At 64.5% G+C, this 21,450-nt stretch carries 16 protein-coding genes; 12 read left to right on the forward strand and 4 right to left on the reverse strand.

Annotated features, from left to right (window positions below):
* Positions 1-6: 6 nt before the first annotated feature.
* The 3 genes from ftsA (at position 7) to lpxC (ending at position 4,227) form a co-directional block, all read left to right on the forward strand.
* Complete coding sequence (gene ftsA / locus ACQY7X_RS15150; RefSeq protein WP_428246250.1) at positions 7-1,248, forward strand: cell division protein FtsA; 1,242 nt, start codon at positions 7-9, stop codon at positions 1,246-1,248.
* 113 nt (positions 1,249-1,361) lie between these two features.
* Positions 1,362-3,092 carry a cell division protein FtsZ gene (gene ftsZ / locus ACQY7X_RS15155; protein ID WP_428246251.1) on the forward strand — a complete coding sequence of 577 codons (1,731 nt, stop codon included), beginning with the start codon at positions 1,362-1,364 and terminating at the stop codon, positions 3,090-3,092.
* Between the two features lie 166 nt (positions 3,093-3,258).
* Positions 3,259-4,227 (forward strand): UDP-3-O-acyl-N-acetylglucosamine deacetylase, encoded by a 969-nt coding sequence (gene lpxC, locus ACQY7X_RS15160; protein ID WP_428246252.1) that lies wholly within the window; start codon positions 3,259-3,261, stop codon positions 4,225-4,227.
* Positions 4,228-4,308: 81 nt separating this feature from the next.
* Here the strand turns inward: lpxC and ACQY7X_RS15165 are convergent, their stop codons facing one another.
* Entirely contained in the window at positions 4,309-4,716 is a 408-nt protein-coding gene (locus ACQY7X_RS15165) for a helix-turn-helix transcriptional regulator (protein ID WP_341981802.1), read from the reverse strand.
* Between the two features lie 425 nt (positions 4,717-5,141).
* Here ACQY7X_RS15165 and ACQY7X_RS15170 point away from each other — a divergent pair, with 425 nt between their 5' ends.
* The 4 genes from ACQY7X_RS15170 to ACQY7X_RS15185 are packed head-to-tail and all read left to right on the forward strand — an operon-like array spanning position 5,142 to position 10,526.
* Positions 5,142-5,981, forward strand: a complete 840-nt coding sequence (locus ACQY7X_RS15170) for an outer membrane protein assembly factor BamD (protein WP_428246253.1) — start codon at positions 5,142-5,144, stop codon at positions 5,979-5,981.
* Positions 5,982-5,994: 13 nt separating this feature from the next.
* Entirely contained in the window at positions 5,995-7,689 is a 1,695-nt protein-coding gene (gene recN, locus ACQY7X_RS15175) for a DNA repair protein RecN (RefSeq protein WP_428246254.1), read from the forward strand.
* A 3-nt stretch (positions 7,690-7,692) separates the two neighbouring features.
* Positions 7,693-9,831, forward strand: coding sequence for an NAD-dependent DNA ligase LigA (ligA, locus tag ACQY7X_RS15180; RefSeq protein ID WP_428246255.1), 2,139 nt, complete (start codon positions 7,693-7,695; stop codon positions 9,829-9,831).
* Between the two features lie 2 nt (positions 9,832-9,833).
* Positions 9,834-10,526: a 3'-5' exonuclease gene (locus ACQY7X_RS15185; protein ID WP_428246256.1), complete on the forward strand. Its 693-nt coding sequence runs from the start codon at positions 9,834-9,836 to the stop codon at positions 10,524-10,526.
* Here the strand turns inward: ACQY7X_RS15185 and ACQY7X_RS15190 are convergent.
* Positions 10,523-12,520 (reverse strand): aminopeptidase P family protein, encoded by a 1,998-nt coding sequence (locus tag ACQY7X_RS15190; RefSeq protein ID WP_428246257.1) that lies wholly within the window; start codon positions 12,518-12,520, stop codon positions 10,523-10,525. The genes ACQY7X_RS15185 and ACQY7X_RS15190 overlap by 4 nt on opposite strands.
* Before the next feature lie 179 nt (positions 12,521-12,699).
* Here ACQY7X_RS15190 and ACQY7X_RS15195 point away from each other — a divergent pair, with 179 nt between their 5' ends.
* Together ACQY7X_RS15195 and ACQY7X_RS15200 are read left to right on the forward strand one after the other, a co-directional pair.
* The gene (locus ACQY7X_RS15195; RefSeq protein ID WP_428246258.1) at positions 12,700-13,062 is read left to right on the forward strand and encodes a DUF1127 domain-containing protein; all 363 of its coding nucleotides are present in this window, start codon (positions 12,700-12,702) and stop codon (positions 13,060-13,062) included.
* A gap of 370 nt (positions 13,063-13,432) precedes the next feature.
* Positions 13,433-13,993, forward strand: a complete 561-nt coding sequence (locus ACQY7X_RS15200; RefSeq protein WP_428246259.1) for a hypothetical protein — start codon at positions 13,433-13,435, stop codon at positions 13,991-13,993.
* 1 nt (position 13,994) lies between these two features.
* On the opposite strand, the gene ACQY7X_RS15205 is transcribed toward ACQY7X_RS15200, so the two are convergent.
* Both ACQY7X_RS15205 and ACQY7X_RS15210 read right to left on the reverse strand, forming a co-directional pair.
* Positions 13,995-14,903: a 50S ribosomal protein L11 methyltransferase gene (locus ACQY7X_RS15205; protein ID WP_428246260.1), complete on the reverse strand. Its 909-nt coding sequence runs from the start codon at positions 14,901-14,903 to the stop codon at positions 13,995-13,997.
* Positions 14,903-17,218 carry an ATP-dependent helicase gene (locus ACQY7X_RS15210; RefSeq protein ID WP_428246261.1) on the reverse strand — a complete coding sequence of 772 codons (2,316 nt, stop codon included), beginning with the start codon at positions 17,216-17,218 and terminating at the stop codon, positions 14,903-14,905. Before ACQY7X_RS15210 ends, ACQY7X_RS15205 begins: the two co-directional genes overlap by 1 nt.
* 103 nt (positions 17,219-17,321) lie before the next feature.
* On the opposite strand from ACQY7X_RS15210, the gene ACQY7X_RS15215 reads away from it, so the two are divergent.
* From ACQY7X_RS15215 to ACQY7X_RS15225, 3 genes are all read left to right on the forward strand, one after another.
* On the forward strand, positions 17,322-18,728 hold the full coding sequence (locus ACQY7X_RS15215; RefSeq protein WP_428246262.1) for an FAD-binding oxidoreductase: 1,407 nt from the start codon (positions 17,322-17,324) through the stop codon (positions 18,726-18,728).
* A gap of 128 nt (positions 18,729-18,856) precedes the next feature.
* Entirely contained in the window at positions 18,857-20,245 is a 1,389-nt protein-coding gene (locus tag ACQY7X_RS15220; protein WP_428246263.1) for a class II 3-deoxy-7-phosphoheptulonate synthase, read from the forward strand.
* Positions 20,246-20,250: 5 nt separating this feature from the next.
* Positions 20,251-21,423, forward strand: coding sequence for a nicotinate phosphoribosyltransferase (locus tag ACQY7X_RS15225; protein WP_428246264.1), 1,173 nt, complete (start codon positions 20,251-20,253; stop codon positions 21,421-21,423).
* Positions 21,424-21,450: the final 27 nt, after the last annotated feature.

The following is a 21,450-nucleotide window of genomic DNA, read 5'->3' on the forward strand; positions in this document are numbered from 1 at the left end:
AGGCACATGGCGGTATCGCGTAACGGTTTGATCGCCGGCCTGGATGTGGGCTCATCCAAGGTCTGCTGCTTCATTGCTCGCGCCGATGGCGGCACGCTCCGCGTCATCGGTATCGGCCACCAGCTTTCGCGCGGCCTGCGCTCTGGCAACGTGATCGACATGGAGGCGGCGGAAGGCTCGATCCGCGCCGCGGTCGAAACCGCCGAGCGCATGTGCGGCGAAACCATCCGCGATGTCTTTGTCAGCATCTCGGCCGGCAATCCGCAGAGTCACACCATGGGTGTGGAAATGGCCATCGACGGCCATGAGGTGAGCGATGCCGATGTGGCCCGCGTGCTGGAGCAGGGCCGCCGCATGGACCAGCCCGGCGACCGCGAAATCCTGCATTCGATCCCGGTCGGCTACACCATCGACGGCTCGCGCGGCATCAAGGAGCCGCGCGGCATGGCCGCCGAGCGCCTGGGCGTCAACATGCATGTGATCACCGCCGCCTCGGGTCCGCTGCGCAATCTGGCCACCTGCGTCGCGCGCGGCCATCTGCGGCTTTCGGGCCGGGTCATCGCGCCCTTCGCCTCGGGCCTGGCCTGCCTGGTGGAAGACGAGATGGACCTTGGTGTCACCCTGATCGACATGGGCGGCGGCACCACCAGCCTGGCGGTGTTCTACGATGGCCAGCTGGTGCATGCCGATGTGGTGCCGCTGGGCGGCGCCCATGTCACCAACGACATCGCGCGTGGCCTGTCCACCCCGCTGGCCCATGCCGAACGGCTCAAGACGCTGTACGGCACCGTGCTGCCAAGCCAGGCCGACGAGAATGAGATGATCGATGTGCCCCAGGTCGGCGAGACCGAGGAGCATGCCCAGAACCCGGTGCCGCGTTCCATCCTCACCGGCATCATCAAGCCGCGAGTCGAAGAGACTCTGGAGCAGGTGCGCGAACGACTCGTCGCTTCCGGATTCGAAAAGCTCGCTGGCCGCCGCGTCGTGCTCACCGGCGGCGCCAGTCAACTTCAAGGCGTGCGTGAGCTAGCCGCGCGCACGCTTGACAAGCAGGTTCGTCTCGGTCGCCCGATCCGCGTTGGCGGATTGGCCGAGGCAACAGGCGGCCCGGCCTTCTCGGCCTGCGCCGGTTTGCTCACCTATGCCCTGCAGGAACAGGCGCAGCGCGTCATTCGTTTGGAGGAACCAGAGGTCGAAACCACTGGTCCCATCGCACGAATCGGCCGCTGGCTGCGGGCGAACTTCTAGTGGCGTGGAAACGATGACCTTCAAAAACACCAGCATCCACGCGCGATCGCAAACGCCGCTTGCAAGCAAGCGGTTTCTCGGTCAATCCAACTTCTAACCCTGGAGGATTAGTGATGGGTATCAATCTTTCTATGCCGGCCACGCGCGAGCTGAAGCCCCGCATCGTTGTCTTCGGCGTCGGCGGTGCCGGTGGCAACGCGGTCAACAACATGATCGCCTCGCAGCTTGAAGGCGTCGAGTTCGTTGCCGCCAACACCGACGCCCAGGCGCTCAACATGTCGCTCACCGAGCGGCGCATCCAGCTTGGCACGGCCCTGACCCAGGGCCTCGGCTGCGGCGCCAAGCCCGATGTCGGCCGCGGCGCCGCCGAGGAATCGATGGAGCTGATCGCCGAGCACCTGCAGGGCTGCCACATGGCCTTCGTCGCCGCCGGCATGGGCGGCGGCACCGGCACCGGCGCCGCCCCGGTGATCGCCCGCGCCGCCAAGGAGCTGGGCATCCTCACCGTCGGCGTGGTGACCAAGCCGTTTTCCTTCGAGGGCAGCCAGCGCATGAAGCTGGCCGAAGCCGGCATCCGGGAGTTGCAGCAGTATGTCGATACGCTGATCATCATCCCGAACCAGAACCTGTTCCGCATCGCCAACGAGAAGACCACCTTCGCGGATGCCTTCAAGATGGCGGATAACGTGCTGCAATCCGGCGTGCGCGGGATCACCGATCTGATGGTGATGCCGGGCCTGATCAACCTGGATTTCGCCGACGTGCGCGCGGTGATGAGCGAGATGGGCAAGGCGATGATGGGCACCGGCGAGGCCGATGCCGAACATCGCGCCATCGAAGCCGCCGAGCGTGCCATCGCCAACCCGCTGCTCGACGATATCTCGATGAAGGGCGCGCGTGGCGTGCTGATCAACATCACTGGTGGCCCGGACCTCACCCTGTTCGAGGTGGATGAAGCCGCCAACCGCATCCGCGAGGAAGTGGACCCGGAAGCCAATATCATCGTCGGTTCGACCCTGGATCCGAATATGCAGGGCCGCATGCGCGTGTCGGTGGTGGCCACCGGCATCGATGCCGCCGCGCAGATCAATCCCGAGCCGAAGCTGCGCCTGGTGGCGCCGCAGGTGGCGCAGCCGCGTCCGGCCGTGCCGGCGCCGGCGATGCCGGCCCCCGCCATGACGGTTCGTGCGCCGATGGCCGCTGCCCCAGTTGCGGCCCCGGCGCCGATGGCTGCCGCTCCGGTTGCCATGCCGGTCGCAGAAACTGTCGCTGCCCCGGTTCCTGCCGCCATGGAAGCGGTGAATGCCGCGCCGGCCATGGAACTGACCAGCATTGTTGCCGAGGCTCCTGTTGCCGCGCCGGCTCCGGTTTATGCCCCGGTAGCTGCCCCCGTGGCCGCCGAAGCGCCGCGTCCGCTGGCCAATCCGGTGGTGGAAGCCGCCGTTGCCGCTCCGGTTGCTGCCGCGCCGGTCGCCGCCATGCCGCAGCAGGGCCTGTTCAACGACGCCGAAGTGGTTCGTTCCGAACCGCGCAAGGCGGCGGGCATCTTCGGCCGCATGTTTGGCCGCGCTGCCGCCCCGGCTGAAGCTGCGCCGGCTCCCGCCCGTCAGGCGGCCGAGCCGCAATTCACCGTGCCGGTGATGCGCCAGACCGCGCCGCGTACCGCAGCCGCCGCTCCGGCACCGCAGGTTGCGGCCGCCCAGCCGGTCGCCGAACTGCCGCCGCAGCCGGCGGTTGAGCGTGCTCCGCAACCGGCTCCGGCCCACGGCCTGGGCCAGACCGCTGGCCGGGTGCAGGAAGACCTGCTCGACATCCCCGCTTTCCTGCGCCGCCAAGCGAACTGAGGAAGCCGGAATCGCTTAACGTTTCCAAAGGTTTATAGGTCGTAAACGACGAAACATTTGGTTACGAAGAGTGATTTGTTACTGGACGGGGGTGGTTGCTACAACCATCCCCGTACTGTTTTCGAGCGGCGCGCGTATACGCCGATTCGCAGGGGAGATTTCCTAAGTGCTCACTTCCGGCAAGACGGCGCAGAAGACCCTCAAGAATCGCATCAAGTGCTCCGGCATTGGCCTGCATAGCGGCGCCAAGGTTACGATGACGCTCAATCCGGCGGCGCCGGATACCGGCGTGGTGTTCCGCCGCGTCGATCTGCCGGGCCAGCCGCTGGTCCGCGCCCGCTACGACCAGGTTACCGATCTGCGCCTTTGCTCCACCGTCAGCGCCGGCGAAGGCGTGTCGGTCGGCACCGTCGAGCATCTGATGGCCGCGTTTGCCGGCCTCGGTGTCGATAACGTAGTGGTGGAGATCGATGGTCCCGAAGTGCCGGTGATGGATGGCTCCTCGGCGCCCTTCGTGTTCCTGATCGAATGCGCCGATCTGATCGATCAGGTGGCGCCGCGCCGTTACCTGAAGGTGCTGAAGCCGGTGGAAGTGCGCGATGGCCAGGCCACTGCCGCGCTGCTGCCCGATGATGATTTCTCGATCGCTTTCGAGATCGATTTCCCCAACCCGATGATTGGCCGCCAGGCGGCGGAATTCTATCTCGCGCCGGGCCGTTTCAAGGCCGATCTGGCGCGCGCCCGCACCTTCGGTTTCGTGCAGGAAGTGGAACAGCTCCGCGCCATGGGTCTGGCCCGTGGCGGCTCGCTGGAGAATGCCGTGGTGCTGGGGGCTGACCGCATCCTGAATGATGACGGCCTGCGCTACGATGATGAATTCGTGCGCCACAAGGCGCTCGACGCGCTGGGCGACCTCTACCTCGCCGGCGGTCCGATCCTGGGCCGCTATGAGGGCTGCCGCAGCGGCCATGCGCTGAACAACCGCCTGCTGCATGCGCTGTTCGCCGACAAGAGCGCCTTCGCCTGGACCACCTATCCGAAGAGCCGCGAGACGCTGCCGTCGCGTACCGCCGAACTGGTGCGTTCGGCCGAACTCGGCTCGCGCATCCGCGCTGCTGCCGAAGCCTCCTTCTGATCCGTTTACAGCCCGCCAGCTGGGCATAAAAAAAAGCCGCCGGTCGCCCGGCGGCTTTTTCATTGGTGTTGCCGTGATGGCTTAGTCGTCACCGCCAAGGGTCACCGGGTCGGTGCCGTCCTTGTTGCGCTGGGCAATGCTCTTGATCAGGCCGGCCACCGCGGAGCGGATGGTGTTGTCCTCGATCTCGGCGAAATTGCGCACCAGTTCGATGGTCGAGCGGTTCTTGCCGCCATGTTCCATCGGACGGCTGTCCAGCTTCTGCTCCAGGCCTTCGAAGAAGTAGGCCATCTCGACCTGCAGGCGCTGCGCCACTTCAAACAACCGGCCCGCACTGACGCGGTTGGCGCCAGTCTCATACTTCTGCACCTGCTGGTAGGAAATCTTCAGGGCATTGGCCAGCTCTTCCTGGGTCAGGCCCAGTTCGGTGCGACGGGCGCGGATGCGCTCACCAACATATTCATCAACCCGCGTGGCAATCTTTCCCATGGATATATCCTCTTCATATTCAATCTGTCCGAGCCAAGCCGGCTGGGTGGGGTAACGTCTCCCCGCTGCCTTGGCAATCCCGGTCGCCCGAGGGTTTGGCCGGCTGTCCCGTGGTATGCGTCCAAAACAAGGAGGATACCAACCGGAACACGATTCATGTTGTAGGCCAGTTCTACACGACGGAAAATCGTTCAGAAGTATAGAGGATACAGCCTTTGGTGGTGGTTCGAAAGGGATTCTGTCGGATTGGAACGAAGCTACAAGTAGTTCGAAAGGATAATCCAGGGGTGTTTTTACCCCCTCATGACACAATTATGGTATCCGCGTACCTTACCCTATTGGAGTCCGAGGCAGGCTCACCTTAGAGTCTTTAGGCCGGGAGGCAGGCTTGATTTTGCCCCCTCCGGCATGAGACAGATGATGCCATGTCGAGCATCGTGACCTCTTCGATTCCGGCGCGTCCCACGCCATCGCGCGGCCTCCGCCGGATGTTTGCCGCCGGCTTCCTGCTGCTGGCGCTGGCCGCCTGCGCGGCGGAAGAAAAGCCCTATGTCGAGGAGCCGGTAGACAAGCTCTATAACCGCGCCGTCGATTTCGCCAACCAGGGTAACTGGGAGGGTGCGGCCAAGACTTTCGATGAAGTCGAGCGCCAGCATCCGTACTCGACCTGGGCCACCAAGGCGCAGATCATGGCGGCCTATTCCTGGTATCAGCGCAATGCCTACGATGATGCGATTGCCGCCGCTGATCGTTTCCTGCAATTGCATCCCGGCCACAAGGATACGGCCTACGCCTATTACCTGAAGGCCATCAGCTATTACGAACAGATCGCTGACGTGGCGCGCGACCAGGGCACCACGCAGAAGGCGCTGGATGCGCTCAACGATGTGGTGCAGCGTTTCCCGACCTCGGAATATGCCCGCGACGCGCGGCTCAAGATCGATCTGACGCGCGACCATCTCGCCGGCAAGGAAATGACCATCGGCCGCTATTATCAGCGCCAGGGCCAGCACATCGCCGCGATCAACCGTTTCAAGACCGTGGTGGAGAAATTCCAGACCACCACCCATGTGCCGGAGGCGCTGCATCGCATCACCGAGAGCTATCTTGCGCTCGGCGTGATCGACGAAGCGCAGAACTCGGCCGCCGTGCTTGGCCACAACTATCCGGGCAGCGAATGGTACGTCGACACCTACGCGATGCTTACCGGCAAGAATGTCCGGCCCGAGGCCAAGGAAGGCTCCTGGCTCAGCCGGCTGTTCTGACCGCGCTGCACCGATGCTGACTCATTTAAGCATCCGCGACATCGTGCTGATCGAGCGGCTTGAGCTGCATGTCAGCAATGGCCTGGGCGTGCTCACGGGCGAGACCGGCGCCGGCAAATCCATCCTGCTCGATGCACTCGGCTTGGCGCTTGGCCGCCGCGCCGATGCCGGCCTGGTGCGTGCCGGTGCTGCCCAGGGCGTGGTGACGGCGGCTTTCGAGGTGGCGGACAAGCATCCGGCTTTCGCCTTGCTGGCGGAGCAGGGGCTGGAAGTTGCTGAGGACGGCATTGTGCTACGCCGCGTGGTGACCGTGGATGGCAAGAGCCGCGCCTTCGTGAATGATCAGGCGGTCAGTGTCGGCCTGCTGCGCAGGCTTGGCGATACGCTGGTGGAAATCCATGGCCAGAATGACGAGCAGGGCCTGATCGACAGTGCCGTGCATCGCGCGCTGCTGGATGATTATGCCGGCCTGAGCCGCGATGCCGAGGCATTGAAGGGCCGCTACCGCGCTTTCCGCGATGCCGAGGCGGCGTTGCGCGAAGCCGAGACCGCCGCCGAGCAGGCGCGGCGCGACGAGGATTATCTGCGCCATGTGGTCGCGGAACTCGAAGACCTGAAACCGCTCAGCGGTGAAGAAGAGGAACTGGCCGGCCAGCGCAGCCTGCTGCAGGCTGGCGAGAAGCTGGCGGTTGCCATGCAGGAAGCCGAGGCGGCGTTGCTTGGCGGCGAGCGAGGCGGCGGCGGTGTGGAAGCACGGCTGCGCACCAGCCTGCGCGCGCTCGAACGTGTTGCCGACCGCGCGCCGGATCAGGTGGCCGCTGCATCCCAGGCAGCGGAAGCGGCCCTCGATGCCGTGGCGCGCTATGCCCAGGAACTGGAAGCCACGGCGCGGCGCCTGGATCTCGATCCGCAAAAGCTGGAACGCGTCGAGGAGCGCCTGTTCGCGCTGCGCGCCGCCGCCCGCAAGCATGGTGTGCCGGTGGGCGACCTGGCCCGTCTCACGGAACAATTCGCCGAACGCCTGGCGCTGATCGATAACCAGGCGGCCAGCCTCGGCAAGCTCGCCAAGGCCGCCAGTGAAGCCCGCGCCGCTTTCAGCGCCGGGGCCGAGGCGCTGAGCACCGCCCGGCGCAAGGCAGCCGCGAAACTGGATAAGGCCGTGGCCGCTGAACTCGGGCCGCTGAAGCTCGGCGCGGCGAAGTTCCAGACTGCGGTGGACACATTGCCGCCGGAACAATGGACCTCCGATGGCGCCGACCGCGTCACCTTCCAGGCCGCCACTAATCCTGGCACGGCGCCGGGCTCGCTGGCCAAGATCGCCTCGGGCGGTGAATTGAGCCGCTTCATGCTGGCGTTGCGCGTGGTCCTGGCTGGGCGCGGCGATGCCGGCACGCTGATCTTCGATGAAGTGGATCGCGGCGTCGGTGGCGCCACCGCTGCCGCTGTCGGCGAGCGCCTGGCGCGGCTGGCCGGCAAGGTGCAGGTGCTGGTTGTCACCCATTCGCCGCAGGTGGCGGCAAAGGGCGGTGAACACTGGCGCATCGCCAAGCGCGAGGCCGGCCCGGCCAAGGCGCGTACCACCATCACCGAAGTGGCGCCCTTGAGCAGCGATGAACGCCGCGAGGAAATCGCCCGCATGCTGGCCGGTGCCACCATCACCGATGCCGCCCGCGCCGCCGCCGACGACCTGCTGCTGCAGAAGGCCTGAGCCATGAGCCGGCAGCGTACCAAGCCGGTTGCCGAACTTTCGCCGCGGATGGCGAAGCTGGAACATGCGCGGCTGGAAGAAGAAATCGCAGCGCATGACAAGGCCTATCACGAACAGGATGCGCCGACGGTTTCGGATGCCGATTACGATGCCCTGCGCCAGCGGCTGAAAGAAATCGAGGAACGTTTCCCGGAATTCCGCACGCTGGGCGGCGCTGCCATGCGGGTCGGTGCAGCACCTGCTGCCGGCTTCGCCAAGATACGCCACGTCAAGCCGATGCTGTCGCTCGATAACGCTTTCTCGGCAGGCGATGTCGAGGAATTTCTCGGTCGCATCCGGCGTTTCCTGAATCTGCCGGAAGGCGAGGTACTGGCCCTGATCGCCGAGCCGAAGATCGACGGTCTTTCCGCTTCGTTGCGCTACGAGAAGGGCGAACTGGTGCGTGCCGCCACGCGCGGCGATGGCCAGGAAGGCGAGGACATCACCGCCAATATCAAGACGCTGCAGCATGGCGTGCCACATCAATTGAGCGGCAGCGGCTGGCCCGATGTGCTGGAAGTGCGCGGCGAAGTCTACATGACGCGCGAGGACTTCCTGCGTTTCCGCCAGGATCAGGAAGGGCTGGCCGCTGAGCGCGAGGTCAAGGGGCTTTCCGCCGCTGCCATCCGCATCCCGGTCAATCCGCGCAATGCCGCCGCCGGTTCCTTGCGCCAGCTTGATCCGGCGGTGACGGCGAAGCGGCCCTTGCGCTTCTTCGGCTATTTCTGGGGCGATGTGTCGGCGCCGCTGGGCAAGACCATGCAGGAGGCGCGGGAGAAGCTGGCCGCCTGGGGCTTCACGCTGAACACGCCGGTGCGGGTCTGCCTCTCTGCCGCCGAACTGCTGGGCTACTACGCCGAGATCGGCGCCCAGCGCGCGACCTTGCCCTATGATATCGATGGCGTGGTCTACAAAGTGGATCGCATCGACTGGCAGGAGCGCCTCGGCTTTGTCAGCCGCAGCCCGCGCTGGGCCATCGCGCATAAATTCCCCGCCGAGCAGGCGCAGACCCTGCTGGAGAATATCGAAATCCAGGTTGGCCGCACCGGCACGCTGACGCCGGTGGCGAAGCTGAAGCCGGTCAATGTCGGTGGCGTGCTGGTGTCGAATGCCACGCTGCATAATGAGGACGAGATCAAGCGCAAGGATGTGCGCATCGGCGATACCGTGATCGTACAGCGTGCTGGCGATGTGATACCTCAGATCGTCGGCATCGTGCCGGAGCGGCGTCCTGCTGGCGCCGAGGAATACATCTTTCCCACCCGCTGCCCGGTCTGCGGCTCGCCGGCCGAGCGCGAACTGGACGAGGCTGGCGAGGCCGATGTGCGGCGGCGCTGCACCGGTGGCATTTCCTGCCAGGCCCAGGCGATGGAGGGCTTGCGCCATTTCGTCTCGCGCGCCGCCTTCGATATCGAGGGCCTGGGCGAGAAGCAGATCGCCGCCTTCTATGAATGGCAATGGCTGCGCGAGCCAGCGGATATCTTCCGCCTTGGCGCCCATGCCGATGTATTGATGAAGAAGGAAGGCTACGGCGAGCTTTCCGTTGGCAACCTGCTGCGCGCCGTTGAGCAGCGCAAGCGCATCGGCTTCGACCGCTTCATCTTCGCGCTTGGCATCCGCCATGTCGGCCAGGAGCGGGCGCGTCTGGTGGCGATGCATTACGAAACGCCGGCCCGCTGGCTGGCGGCGATGGACGAGGCGAGGGAGTTGCACGGCGAAGCCTGGGGCGACCTCAACAGCATCGACAAGATGGGCGATGTGGTAGCCAAGGCGATTGTCGGTTTTTGCACCCGGCCGCAGAGCCGCGCGGTGATCGACAATCTGCTGGCCGTGTTGGATGAAGTGATCCCGCCGGAAAAGCCGAGCCAGGATTCCGCCGTGGCCGGCAAGACCGTGGTGTTCACCGGTTCGCTTGAGAAATTCACCCGCGACGAGGCCAAGGCGCGTGCGCTGAGCCTTGGCGCCAAGGTTGCCGGCTCGGTGTCGAAGAAAACCGACTATCTTGTTGCCGGTCCTGGCGCCGGCTCCAAGCTGGCGGAAGCGCAGAAGCATGGCGTGGCAGTCCTCACCGAAGATGAGTGGCTGGCGCTGATCGGCGGCTAGGTATGCAGGACGAAACCCATCTGCGCCAGATCGCCATTCCTGACTTGGCCGAAGTAGCTGGAACCAGTGCCATCGCGCTGGATTTCGAGACCGCGAATACGCTGCCCGGCGGCATCTGCTCGATTGGCCTGGCCTGGATCCGCGAGGGGCGGGTGAGCCATGTGGCGCATCGCCTGGTGCGGCCGCGCGACATGCAGTTCAACGGTTTCCATATCGCCATCCATGGCATCGAGCCGCGCCATGTCGAGGATGAGCCGGAATTTCCAGGTATCTGGGATGAACTGCTGCCGCATCTGGAAGCGGCGCCTTTGCTGCTGGCGCATAATGCCGGCTTTGATATCGGCGTGCTGCGCGACAGTCTCTCGGCCTATGGCATCGCCTGGCCGGCGTTGTCCTATCTTTGCACAGTGAAGATTGCGCGCGCTGCTTGGCCCGAACTGGAGAATCACAAACTTTCCACCGTGGCGGCGCATATCGGCTTTGATTTGCGCCACCATGCCGCCGACAGCGATGCCGCTGCCTGCGCCAGCATTGCCTTGCGCGCCGCCAATGGCGAGCCGCTGGTGCAGATGCTGCCCGCCTGGGGCATCACGGCGGGTAGGCTGGAGCCGGGTTATCACGAAAGCTGCTCGGCATCGCGCGAGCGCCGCCGCGAATTCCGCCGCGCCCGCCTGCCGCCCTGGCTGAGGGGTTAGACCGCCGCCGTCGCGCCTTCGAGCCAGTGCCGTGTTTCGGCATCGACGCGCGGGCCGATATCGGCCCGCACTTCCGCATGATAGGCATTCACCCAGTCGATCTCGTCCTTGGTCAGCAAGGCGGTTTCGATCAGGTTGCGGTCGATCGGCGCCTTGGTCAGAGTCTCGAAGCCATGCCAGGCCTTGCCGTTCTCAGCTTTTTCGACTTCCTGGCGCACCGCGACCAGATTCTCGATGCGGATGCCGAAGGCGCCGGTCTTGTAATAGCCGGGCTCGTTGGAAACGATCATGCCGGGCTTGAGCGGCACCGGCGTGCCGGCCTTGCTGATGCGGTGCGGGCCTTCATGCACCGAGAGATAGGCGCCGACGCCATGGCCAGTGCCGTGGTCATAGTCGAGGCCGGCCTGCCACAGCGCGTAGCGCGCCAGGGCATCGAGCTGCTGCCCGGCGGTGCCATCGGGGAAGCGGGCCCGTGCAATGGCGATATGGCCTTTCAGCACGCGGGTGAATGCCTCGCGCATTTCCTGTGTCGGCGTACCGATGGCGATGGTGCGGGTGATGTCGGTGGTGCCATCGGGATACTGGCCGCCGGAATCGATCAGGTAGAGATTGCCGGTTTCGAGCGGGCGGTTGGTTTCCTCGGTGGCGCGGTAATGCACCACGGCGCCATTCGGGCCGGCGCCGGAAATCGAGGTGAAGGAGAGGTCGCGCAAGGAATTGTCGAGCCGGCGGCAGCTTTCAAGCTGCGCCTGGGCCTGCAATTCATCGATGCCGCCCTTCGGCGCCTCACGCGCCAGCCAGGCCAGGAAGCGGCTGACGGCGGCGCCGTCGCGTAAGTGCGCGTTGCGGATGCCGTCAAGTTCCACCGCGTTCTTGCAGGCCTTGGGCAGCAGGCAGGGATCGTCGGCGCGCTTGAGCACGGCGCCAGCGGCTTCCAGGCGGCGGATCGGCCAGGCGCCAGACATCGCGGGATCGACCTGAACGGTCTGCTTCGCCTTGCCAAGCTCGTCCAGCATTGCGGCCAGGGCTTCCGGCGCGTGCGGCCGTATATCCGGCCCCAGATGCGCCGGAGTTTCCGGCGCCAGTTTGCGGGTATCGATGAACAGATCGACGCTGGCGTCCTTGCGCAGCAGCGCCATGCTCAGCGCGAAAGGCGTGTGCTTCACATCGCCGCCCCGGATATTGAGCAGCCAGGCAATCGATTCCGGCAGCGTGATCAGCGCGGCATCGCAGCCCTGTTCGGCCAGCTTGCGGGCGATCTCGGCGCGCTTCTCGGATGAAGCGCGGCCGGCATGCACCATGCCATGCGGCACCACGGGCGCCAGCGGCGGCGGCGGCTGGTCGCTCCACACGGAATCGATGGGATTGCCTTCCACCGCCACGGCTTCGGCCTTGGCGGCCTGTGCCACCAGGGTGAAGCGGCGCAGCGCATCTTCGGTATGCAGCCAGGCATCATAGCCAAGCTTGTCGCCGGGCTTCAGCGCGGTTTTAAGCCATTCGGTCGGTGGCTGGTCGGTGATATGCAACAGCTCGAAAAGCTTGGCGTCGACCTGCTGGCGCAGTTGCAGCGTATAGCGGCCATCGCTCCACAGGCCGGCGCGTTCCGGCAGCACGATGCAGAGGCCGGCGGAACCGGTGAAGCCGGTGAGCCAGGTGAGGCGCTGGGCGCGCAGCGGCAGGTATTCACCGTGGAATTCATCGGTCAGCGGGATGATCAAGCCATGCAGGCCGCGCCGGGCCAGTTCGGCGCGCAAGGCCTTAAGCCGGTCCGCTACGGCGGCGCGATTCTCGATCACCGCGTGGTAGCGCTCGGCCAGGCGCGCCACCAGCAGTTCGGCTTGGCTCGGCGCCAGCGCCGGATCGCTCGGCAGCAGGCTCAGGCCTGGAAAACGGCCCAAGGGTGAGGGGGCGGCGGCGATGCCGCGCAGATGGGCAGCCAGGGTGGCAGGCAGTGTGGCGAGCTGGGCGGCGAGATCAGGCAGCGGAGCGTTCATGTCAAAATCCTCTAAGCAATTATGTTTATTCCGTTAAAGACCATCCTGCCAGGGCCGTCTCGACCTATGCGTTTTTTGCAATCCAGCACTTAGATATAAGCCATTGTTGAATCTAGTGTGCAGCGCAATATTGCTCCCGTGACCGGCACCGAGCCGGCCGATCCACTCAGGAGATGAAAATGTCTACCCCCGCTATCGAAGCCAATGCTTTCGCCTATGGTGCGCGGATTGCCCCGCTCAGCACCGTCGAGGTGGAGCTCGAAGCGCGCCGCCTGCGCGCCCTGGCTGTCGCCCAGCTTGCCCCGAAGGCGCTGGAGGGGATCAAGTCTTTGTTCGGCAAGCTGAATTCCTGGCGCGCCGAAAAGAAGGCGATGGATGAACTTTTCGGCCTCGATGACGCCATGCTGCGCGACATCGGCCTGACTCGCTCGCAGATCCCCGCCGCCGTTGCCGGCACCATCTACCGCCCCGCCGCGGCCTCGAACGAAAATACCGTCGGGACCGTTCAGGTGGTGCGTCTGGTGCCGCGCCACGCCGCCTAACAGCTCGCACGGTCAGTACCATTAAGTCAGTAGCAGTCAGTAAGTAAAAGTTGAAGTACAGTACAAGTATTAGTTCAGTACGAGTAAGTTGAGTTCCTCCCCGAAAGCCGGGCCAGATCTGAATCGGAAGTTTCCGGTAACAGATCGGCCCGGCTTTTTCGCATCTGCAACAAAGTATTTCAGTGACTGTATTTCATTCACATTGGTGTCTGTTTTCTAAGCAATATCGATTATTTAAGTGGCAGAGAATTTTTCTCTCCAATATTCAAATTTTCTCTCTTGAATTCTAAATGCTGCACTGCAATATGGTTCTTGAGTGAGGGCGGGAGCGGATTCGAGAGCGGGTCCGTCTCGCCAATGGAGAAAAGTCATGAGCGACATCGGTACCAAGTTTCAAACCACGTCACTGCAGCGCGAGCTGATCGACGCCGGCCAGCTTTCGGCCATCGAGGCCGAAGCCTATGCCCGCCGGCTGCGTGCCCAGGCGATTGCATCGGGCCTGATCACCATGGCCGGCGCTGCCAAGCGCGGCTGGCAGAGCTTTGCCGAGCAGCCCCCGGTGGTGACCGCCGCCGTGCGCCAGGAATACACCCTGCGCCAGCTTGAGGCCGATGTGCGTTACCAGCGCGCGGAAGCCTTTGCTGAAGCGATCTACCAGGTGGTGAGCTTCATCGAGCGCCTGGCCGAACCGCTGACCAAGCGGGTGAAGGCCTATCTCGTCCGTCAGGCGGCGATGGGCGAACTGTATGGCCTGGATGACCGCACGCTGTACGACATGGGCCTGAGCCGCTCGGAAATTCCGGCTGCGGTGATGGGCAATATCTATCGCCCGCACATGCCGCAGCTCGACGCTCCGGCTGGCGAAGATCCGGCGAACGAGAATGCCGGCGCTGCCAAGGTGCAGGTGCTCGGCCGCAAGGTCGTCGCTTAAATCAGCGTAACGCGATCAGGGCTGGCGCATCCCGGCGGAATACCAGGGTGTGCCAGCCTTCGCGCGGCAGCCGCGCGGTGAAGTCCAGTCCCTGCGCGATGTAATGCGCCTTCACCCGGCGCTCCTCGCGGGCCAGCAGGCCGGAGAGGATCAGGTAGCCGCCCGGCGCTACCTGCGCGGCCAGCTCCGTCGCCATGGCGCAAAGCGGGCCGGCCAGAATATTCGCCACCACCAGATCGAACGGGCCCGGCAGTTTCGGGTCGCGCGGCTTGGATGCCACCAGGCAGCGCACACGGTCGCGCAGACCGTTCAGCGCCACATTCTCAGCCGCCACCAGCACCGCCACCGGATCGATATCGGCGGCCCAGACATTGCGGGCGCCTGCTTTGGCCGCCGCCATTGCCAGCACACCGGAGCCGGTGCCGAGGTCGAGTACGCGGCTCAGGCGTTTGCGGCGCGCGATATGATCGATGGCCTGCAGGCAGCCGAAGGTGGAGGGCGCTCGGCCAGTGCCAAAGGCCAATCCGGCATCCAGCAGCAGGTTGAGGCTGCCGGGCGGCGCGCTGCCGGCATCATGGGCGCCATAGAGGAAGAAGCGCCCCGCCGCCACCGGTGCATTCAGCTTGTTGGTATGCCGCACCCAATCCTGGTCCGGCAGCTTGCCGGCATAGACCGGCGCCTTGGCATGGCCCATGCCGATGGCAATGGCGCCCAGCCGCTTGCGCCAGGCGGCCTCATCGGGCGGTGCATCGAACAGCACCTGCAAGCGCCAGGGCGCCAAATCCGGGTCGGGCAGGGGGGCGACTTCATAGGAACTCACCGCCACGCCGGTGTCGTCTCCCAGCAATTCCTCGAACGGCGCCAGCGCGGCATAGGGCAGTTCGATCTCGACGAACCAGAATGAAGGCATCAGGTCGACTCCACGAAGCTGTCCATCACCTTTTTCTCGCCGGCCTTCTCGAAGGCGACGAGCAGCTTGTTGCCTTCCACGGCGCGGATGCGGCCATAGCCGAATTTCTGGTGGAACACGCGCTCGCCGATCTCGAAATGGCGCGGCCCCTTGGAGGGCGCTGCTTCCGGCTCGCGCCGGGCGCTGCCCTCGATCACGGTGCTGCGCTGCTTGGCCAGATTCCAGCTATGGCCGCCATAGCTGCTTTTGTTGCCGCCGCTGCCGCCACTATAGGCACTGCCGAAGGCGGCGCCGAAGCTGTGCGATTGCGCACCGCGATACAGGCCGGGCTGCGAGCGCTGCTCGATATGCTCGGCGGGCAATTCCTCGATGAAGCGCGAGGGGATGGCGCTGGCCCATTGATTGTAGATGCGGCGGTTGGCGGCATGGCTGATATGGGCGCGGCGCCGCGCGCGGGTGATGCCGACATAGGCCAGCCGGCGCTCTTCCTCAAGGCCGGCCTGGCCGCTGCCATCCACGGCGCGGCGGCTGGGGAACAGGTCTTCCTCCCAGCCCGGCAGGAACACATAGTCGAATTCCAGGCCCTTGGCGGCATGCAGGGTCATCAAGCTCACCATCGGCTGGCCGGTTTCCTGCTCGGTATCCATCACCAGCGACACATGGTCGAGGAAGCCGGCAAGATTCTCGAAATCGCCCAACGCGCCGATCAATTCGCGCAGGTTTTCCAGCCGTCCGGGCGCTTCCGGCGTCTTGTCGGCCTGCCACATGGCGATATAGCCGGATTCCTCCAGGATGATGGCGGCGGCTTCCGCCTGCGGCAATTCCTCCACCGCCTTGCGCCAGCGCGCGAAATCATCCAGCAAGGCCCGCAGCGTGGCGCGTGGCTTCGGCTTGATCTCGTCGGTTTCCAGCAGCGTGGCAAGCGTTGCGGTCAACGAGGTGCGGTTGGCGCGAGCCACGCGGTGGATCGCCTGCATCGTGCTGTCGCCCAGGCCACGCTTGGGCAGGTTGACGATGCGCTCAAAGGCCAGGTCGTCGTCAGGCTGCATCACCACGCGGAAATAGGCGATGGCGTCGCGGATTTCCTTGCGCTCATAGAAGCGCAGGCCGCCGATGACGCGGTATTTCATGCCGATGGTGAGGAAGCGTTCTTCGAAGGCGCGGGTCAGATGCCCGGCGCGCACCAGAATGGCGATCTGGTCCAGCGCCACCTTCTCGCGCTCCAGCGCCTCGATTTCCTCGCCCACCATGCGGGCTTCCTCATCGCCATCCCACACGCCCTGCACGATCACCTTGTCGCCCTCGGCGATATCGGTCCACAGCGTCTTGCCCAAGCGGCTGGTGTTATGCGCGATCAGGCCGGAAGCGGCCGCCAGGATATGCGGCGTCGAGCGGTAATTGCGCTCCAGCCGCACGATATGCGCCTTCTCGAAATCCTTCTCGAAGCGCAGGATGTTGCCGACCTCGGCGCCGCGCCAGCCATAGACTGACTGGTCGTCGTCGCCGACGCAGCAGATATTCTTGTGCGCCTGGGCCAGCAGCCGCAGCCATAGATACTGCGCCACGTTGGAATCCTGGTATTCGTCCACCAGGATGTAGCGGAACTGGCGCTGGTAGCGTTCCAGGATTTCCGGCTGCTGCTGGAAGATGGTCAGGTTATGCAGCAGCAGGTCGCCGAAATCGCAGGCATTGAGTTGCAGCAGCCGCTCGGCATAGAGCTGATAGAGCCGCTGGCCCTTGCCCTCGGCGAAGCCGCGCTCGGCCTGCGGAATCCGGTCCGGGCCATAGCCCTTGTCTTTCCAGCGGTCGAACTGCCCGGCCAGCAGGCGTGGGTCCAGCGTCTTTTCGTCGATGCCTTCCAGTTCCAGCACCTGTTTCACCAGGCGCAGCTGGTCGTCCTGATCCAGAATGGTGAAGTTGCTTTTCAGCCCCACCACGGTGGCATGGCGCTTCAGGATGCGGTTGGCGATGCCATGGAAGGTGCCGAGCCAGAGGCCGGCGGAGGCTTCGCCGACAAGCTGCTCGACGCGCTCGCGCATTTCGCGGGCGGCCTTGTTGGTGAAGGTGACGGCCAGGATCTGACTCGGCCAGGCCAGGCGTTGATACAGGATATTGGCCAGCCGGCTCACCAGCACCCGGGTCTTGCCGGTTCCAGCACCAGCCAGCACCAGCAGCGGCCCTTCCAGATGCGACACCGCCTCGGCCTGGGCCGGGTTCAGCCGTTCCAGCCAGGGCGGTGGCGGAAAGCTGCCGGCCTGGGCGGGCGGCGGCGCCGGTTCGGGCTCGAATCCGGCCAGATCAAAGGGATCGGACATGGGGGTTACATAGCCCAAGCCCCCCAGCCTGACCACCGCTGGCATTGCCATAAATCCGTCGCCGCGCTACCACTTAGGGCAACCACCGGAAGGAAACCCGCCCATGGCTGCCACCGCCACTGCTCCCCGTCTGTCCGCAACCGCCACCGAAGCGGCAGTCGCGGCCCTGAAGCAACTTCTGGGCGACCGCCTCAGCACCGGCCAGGCGATCCGCGAGCAGCACGGCAAGGACGAAAGCTGGCATCAGCCGCAACTGCCCGATGCCGTGGCCTTCGCCCAGAGCACCGAGGAAGTGGCCGAGATCGTGAAGATCTGCGCCGCCCATGGCATGCCGATCATTCCCTATGGCGCCGGCACCTCGCTGGAAGGCCATGTCGGTGCGTTGCAGGGTGGTCTGAGCCTCGATGTGATGCAGATGAACAAGATCCTGCGGGTGAATGCCGAGGATCTGGACGTGGTGGTGCAGCCCGGCGTGACGCGCAAGCAGCTCAACGAATACCTGCGCGATACCGGCCTGTTCTTCCCGATCGATCCGGGCGCCAATGCTTCCATCGGCGGCATGGTTTCCACCCGCGCCAGCGGCACCAACGCGGTGCGCTATGGCACCATGCGCGAGAATGTGCTGGCGCTGACCGTGGTGCTGGCCGATGGCCGCATCATCCGTACTTCCAAGCGCGCCAAGAAATCCGCCGCCGGCTATGACCTGACGCGGCTGTTTGTCGGCTCGGAAGGCACGCTCGGCGTGGTCACCGAGATCACGCTGAAACTTTACGGCATCCCGGAATCGATCACCTCGGCGGTATGCTCCTTCGATACGCTGGAAGGCGCCATCAAGACCGTGATCTCGACGATCCAGAGCGGCATCCCGGTGGCGCGTATCGAACTGCTCGACGATCTGCATGTCGATGCCATCAACAAGTATGCCAAATACGACATGCCGGTGAAGGATACGCTGTTCCTGGAATTCCATGGCACCGAAGCCGGCACCCAGGAGCAGGCGGAACTGGTGCAGGCCATTGCCGGCGATAATGGCGGGCATAACTTTGCCTGGACCACCAAGGCCGAGGAGCGCGCGCGGCTGTGGCAGGCGCGCCATGATGCGGCCTATGCCGCCAAGGCGCTGCGGACCGGCTGCGAAATCTGGGCCACCGATGTCTGCGTGCCGATCTCGCGCCTGGCCGATTGCATCCTGGAAACCAAGGAAGACCTGAAGAACAGCTTCCTGATCGCGCCGCTGGTCGGCCATGTCGGCGACGGCAACTTCCATCTCGCCTTCGTCATCGACCGCTCGAACCCGAAAGAGATCGAGGAGGCCGAGCGGCTCAATGCCCGGCTGGTGCAACGCGCGCTTGCCATGGAAGGCACCTGCACCGGCGAGCATGGCGTCGGCACCGGCAAGATGAAGTATCTGGTCGCCGAACATGGCGAGGCGGTGAGCGTGATGCGCTCGATCAAGAAAGCCCTGGATCCCGATAACCTGATGAATCCAGGCAAGATTTTTTCCATCTGAGGCTTTCCCCGGCTCGGCCGCCGCCCGAGTCGAGGCGGCTGGCGCTGCCTGTGGAAAAGCCCTATTCTGTCGCGGTGCAGCATCCGTTCGTATGCATACGGATGGGTTGAGTCTTGGGAGTTGTCGAAATGAATGCGCGTAAATGGTCGCCCGATAGCTGGCGTGCAAAGCCGATCCTGCAGGTGCCGGACTATCCGGACCCGGCGGCGCTGAACGCCGTTGAGCAGAAGCTGTCGAATTATCCGCCGCTGGTTTTTGCCGGCGAGGCCCGCAACCTGACCACCGCTCTGGGCCGTGTCGCCGAGGGCCGTGGCTTCCTGCTGCAGGGCGGCGACTGCGCCGAGAGCTTTGCCGAATTCAGCGCCAACAATATCCGCGATACGTTCCGCGTGCTGCTGCAAATGGCGGTGGCGCTCACCTTCGGCGCTGCCCTGCCGGTGGTGAAGGTTGGCCGCATCGCCGGCCAGTTCGCCAAGCCGCGTTCGGCCAATACCGAGAAGCGCGGCGATGTGGAACTGCCGAGCTATCGCGGTGACATCATCAACGGCATGGAATTCACGCCCGAGGCGCGTATCCCGGATCCGAACCGGCTGTTGCAGGCCTACAGCCAGTCGGCAGCAACGCTGAATCTGGTGCGCGCCTTTGCTCAGGGCGGTTACGCCGATCTGCATCGCGTGCATCGCTGGAATCTTGGCTTCGTCGCCAAGAGCCCGGAAGCCGAACGCTGGCAGGACCTGGCGCACCGCATCACCGAATGTCTCGATTTCATGGAAGCCTGCGGCATCACGCCGGAACGCTCCGTCGAACTGCGCAGTGTCGATTTCTACACCAGCCATGAAGCCCTGCTGCTCGGCTACGAGCAGGCGATGACCCGCATCGACTCCACCTCGGGCGAATGGGTCGATACCTCGGCGCATATGCTGTGGATCGGCGACCGTACGCGGCAGCTCGATGGCGCGCATGTGGAATTCCTGCGCGGCGTGATCAATCCGCTCGGCCTGAAATGCGGCCCGACCAGCGATCCCGATGAACTGATCCGCCTGATCGATGTGCTCAACCCGCAGAACAAGCCCGGCCGTCTCACGCTGATCAGCCGCATGGGCCATGAGAAGGTGCACAGCTTCCTGCCCAAGCTGGTGCGCAAGGTGCGCAATGAAGGCCGCCATGTGGTGTGGTCCTGCGATCCGATGCATGGCAACACGCTGACCTCGACGTCCGGCTACAAGACCCGACCGTTCGACCGTGTGCTGTCCGAAGTGCGGCAGTTCTTCGAGGTGCATCTGGCTGAAGGCACCCATGCCGGCGGCATCCATCTCGAACTCACCGGCCAGGATGTCACCGAATGCATGGGCGGCGCCCAGGCCATCGGTGACGATGATCTCTCCAGCCGCTACCACACCCATTGCGATCCGCGCCTCAACGCTCTGCAATCGCTGGAACTGTCCTTCCTGGTTGCCGAGATGCTGAAGCTGGAACGCAACAATCGCACCATTCGCCATGCAGCCGAGGCCGACTGATCGCCATGCAGCCGAAGCCGACTGACGTTGCCCAGTTTGTCGGCCCGGCGCTGGCCGCCGAGCTGGAGCGCGATATCGAAACGCGCACTGACACCTATTTCAAGAAGACGAAAGAGGTGGTGCAGCATTTCGGCGACAAGACGGTCACCTATGCGGTGTTCATGCGCCGCCCGGTGATCTTCTGCCCGCGCCTGATGGTGGAATGGCTGCAGAAGGTCGCCGCCGCGCGTGGCGTGCATTTCGATATCGAGCTGGTGCATGAAGAAGGCACCTGGGTCGGTGCTGGCGAGCCGCTGGTTTATCTGTCCGGCCCGATGGGCCAACTGGTCGATCTGGAAACGCTCTATCTGCAAAAGCTCGGCGCTGCCTGTGTTGCCGCCTACAACGCCTATTCGATGTGCTGCGATCTGCCCAAGGTGCGTTTCCTGGCCATGGATGCGCGCCATTGCGCCGGTGCCGAAATGGCCGAGATGATGGCTTATGCCGCCTCCGTCGGCAGCCGCGCCGCGCGGCGCGATGTCGGCGCCGCTGGCTTCATCGGCAATGCCACCGATGCCACGGCGCATTACTTCGGCAACGACAAGGGCTTCGGCACCATGCCGCATGCCCTGATCGGCTATGCCGGCTCGACGTTGCGCGCCGCCGAGCTGTATCACGAAACCTTCCCAGCCGAGCCGATGACCGTGCTGGTGGATTACTACGGCCAGGAAGTCACCGATGCCCTGGCGGTCTGCGAACGGTTCCCGGAACTGGCGCGCGAAGGCCGCCTGCAGGTGCGGCTCGATACCCATGGCAGCCGCTATATCGAGGGCCTCGATCCGCAAAGTTCGTATCAGGTACTCGACCGCCATGTGCCGAACGCGATCCGGCAATACCGCTCGGAAGCGGAATTGCGCTGGATGGTCGGCACCGGCGTTTCGGCGGCCGCGATCTTCCATATGCGTGCGGCGCTCGACAAGGCCGGCTATCTCAACGTCAAGATCGTTGGCTCGTCCGGCTTCAATGCCGCCAAGTGCAAGGTGATGGCCAGCGTGAAGGCGCCGATCGATATCGTCGGCACCGGCTCCTATCTGCCGGATAACTGGACCGAGACCTACGCCACGGCGGATATCGTCGCCTATGACGGCGTGCCGAGCGTCAAGGTCGGCCGCGAATTCCTGCTGCGCAAGACGAAGTAGGCGTTTCAAGAAAAATGCCCGGGACAA

Source organism: Ferrovibrio sp., assembly GCF_965278975.1.
In the GTDB taxonomy this organism is placed as follows: Bacteria; Pseudomonadota; Alphaproteobacteria; order Ferrovibrionales; family Ferrovibrionaceae; genus Ferrovibrio.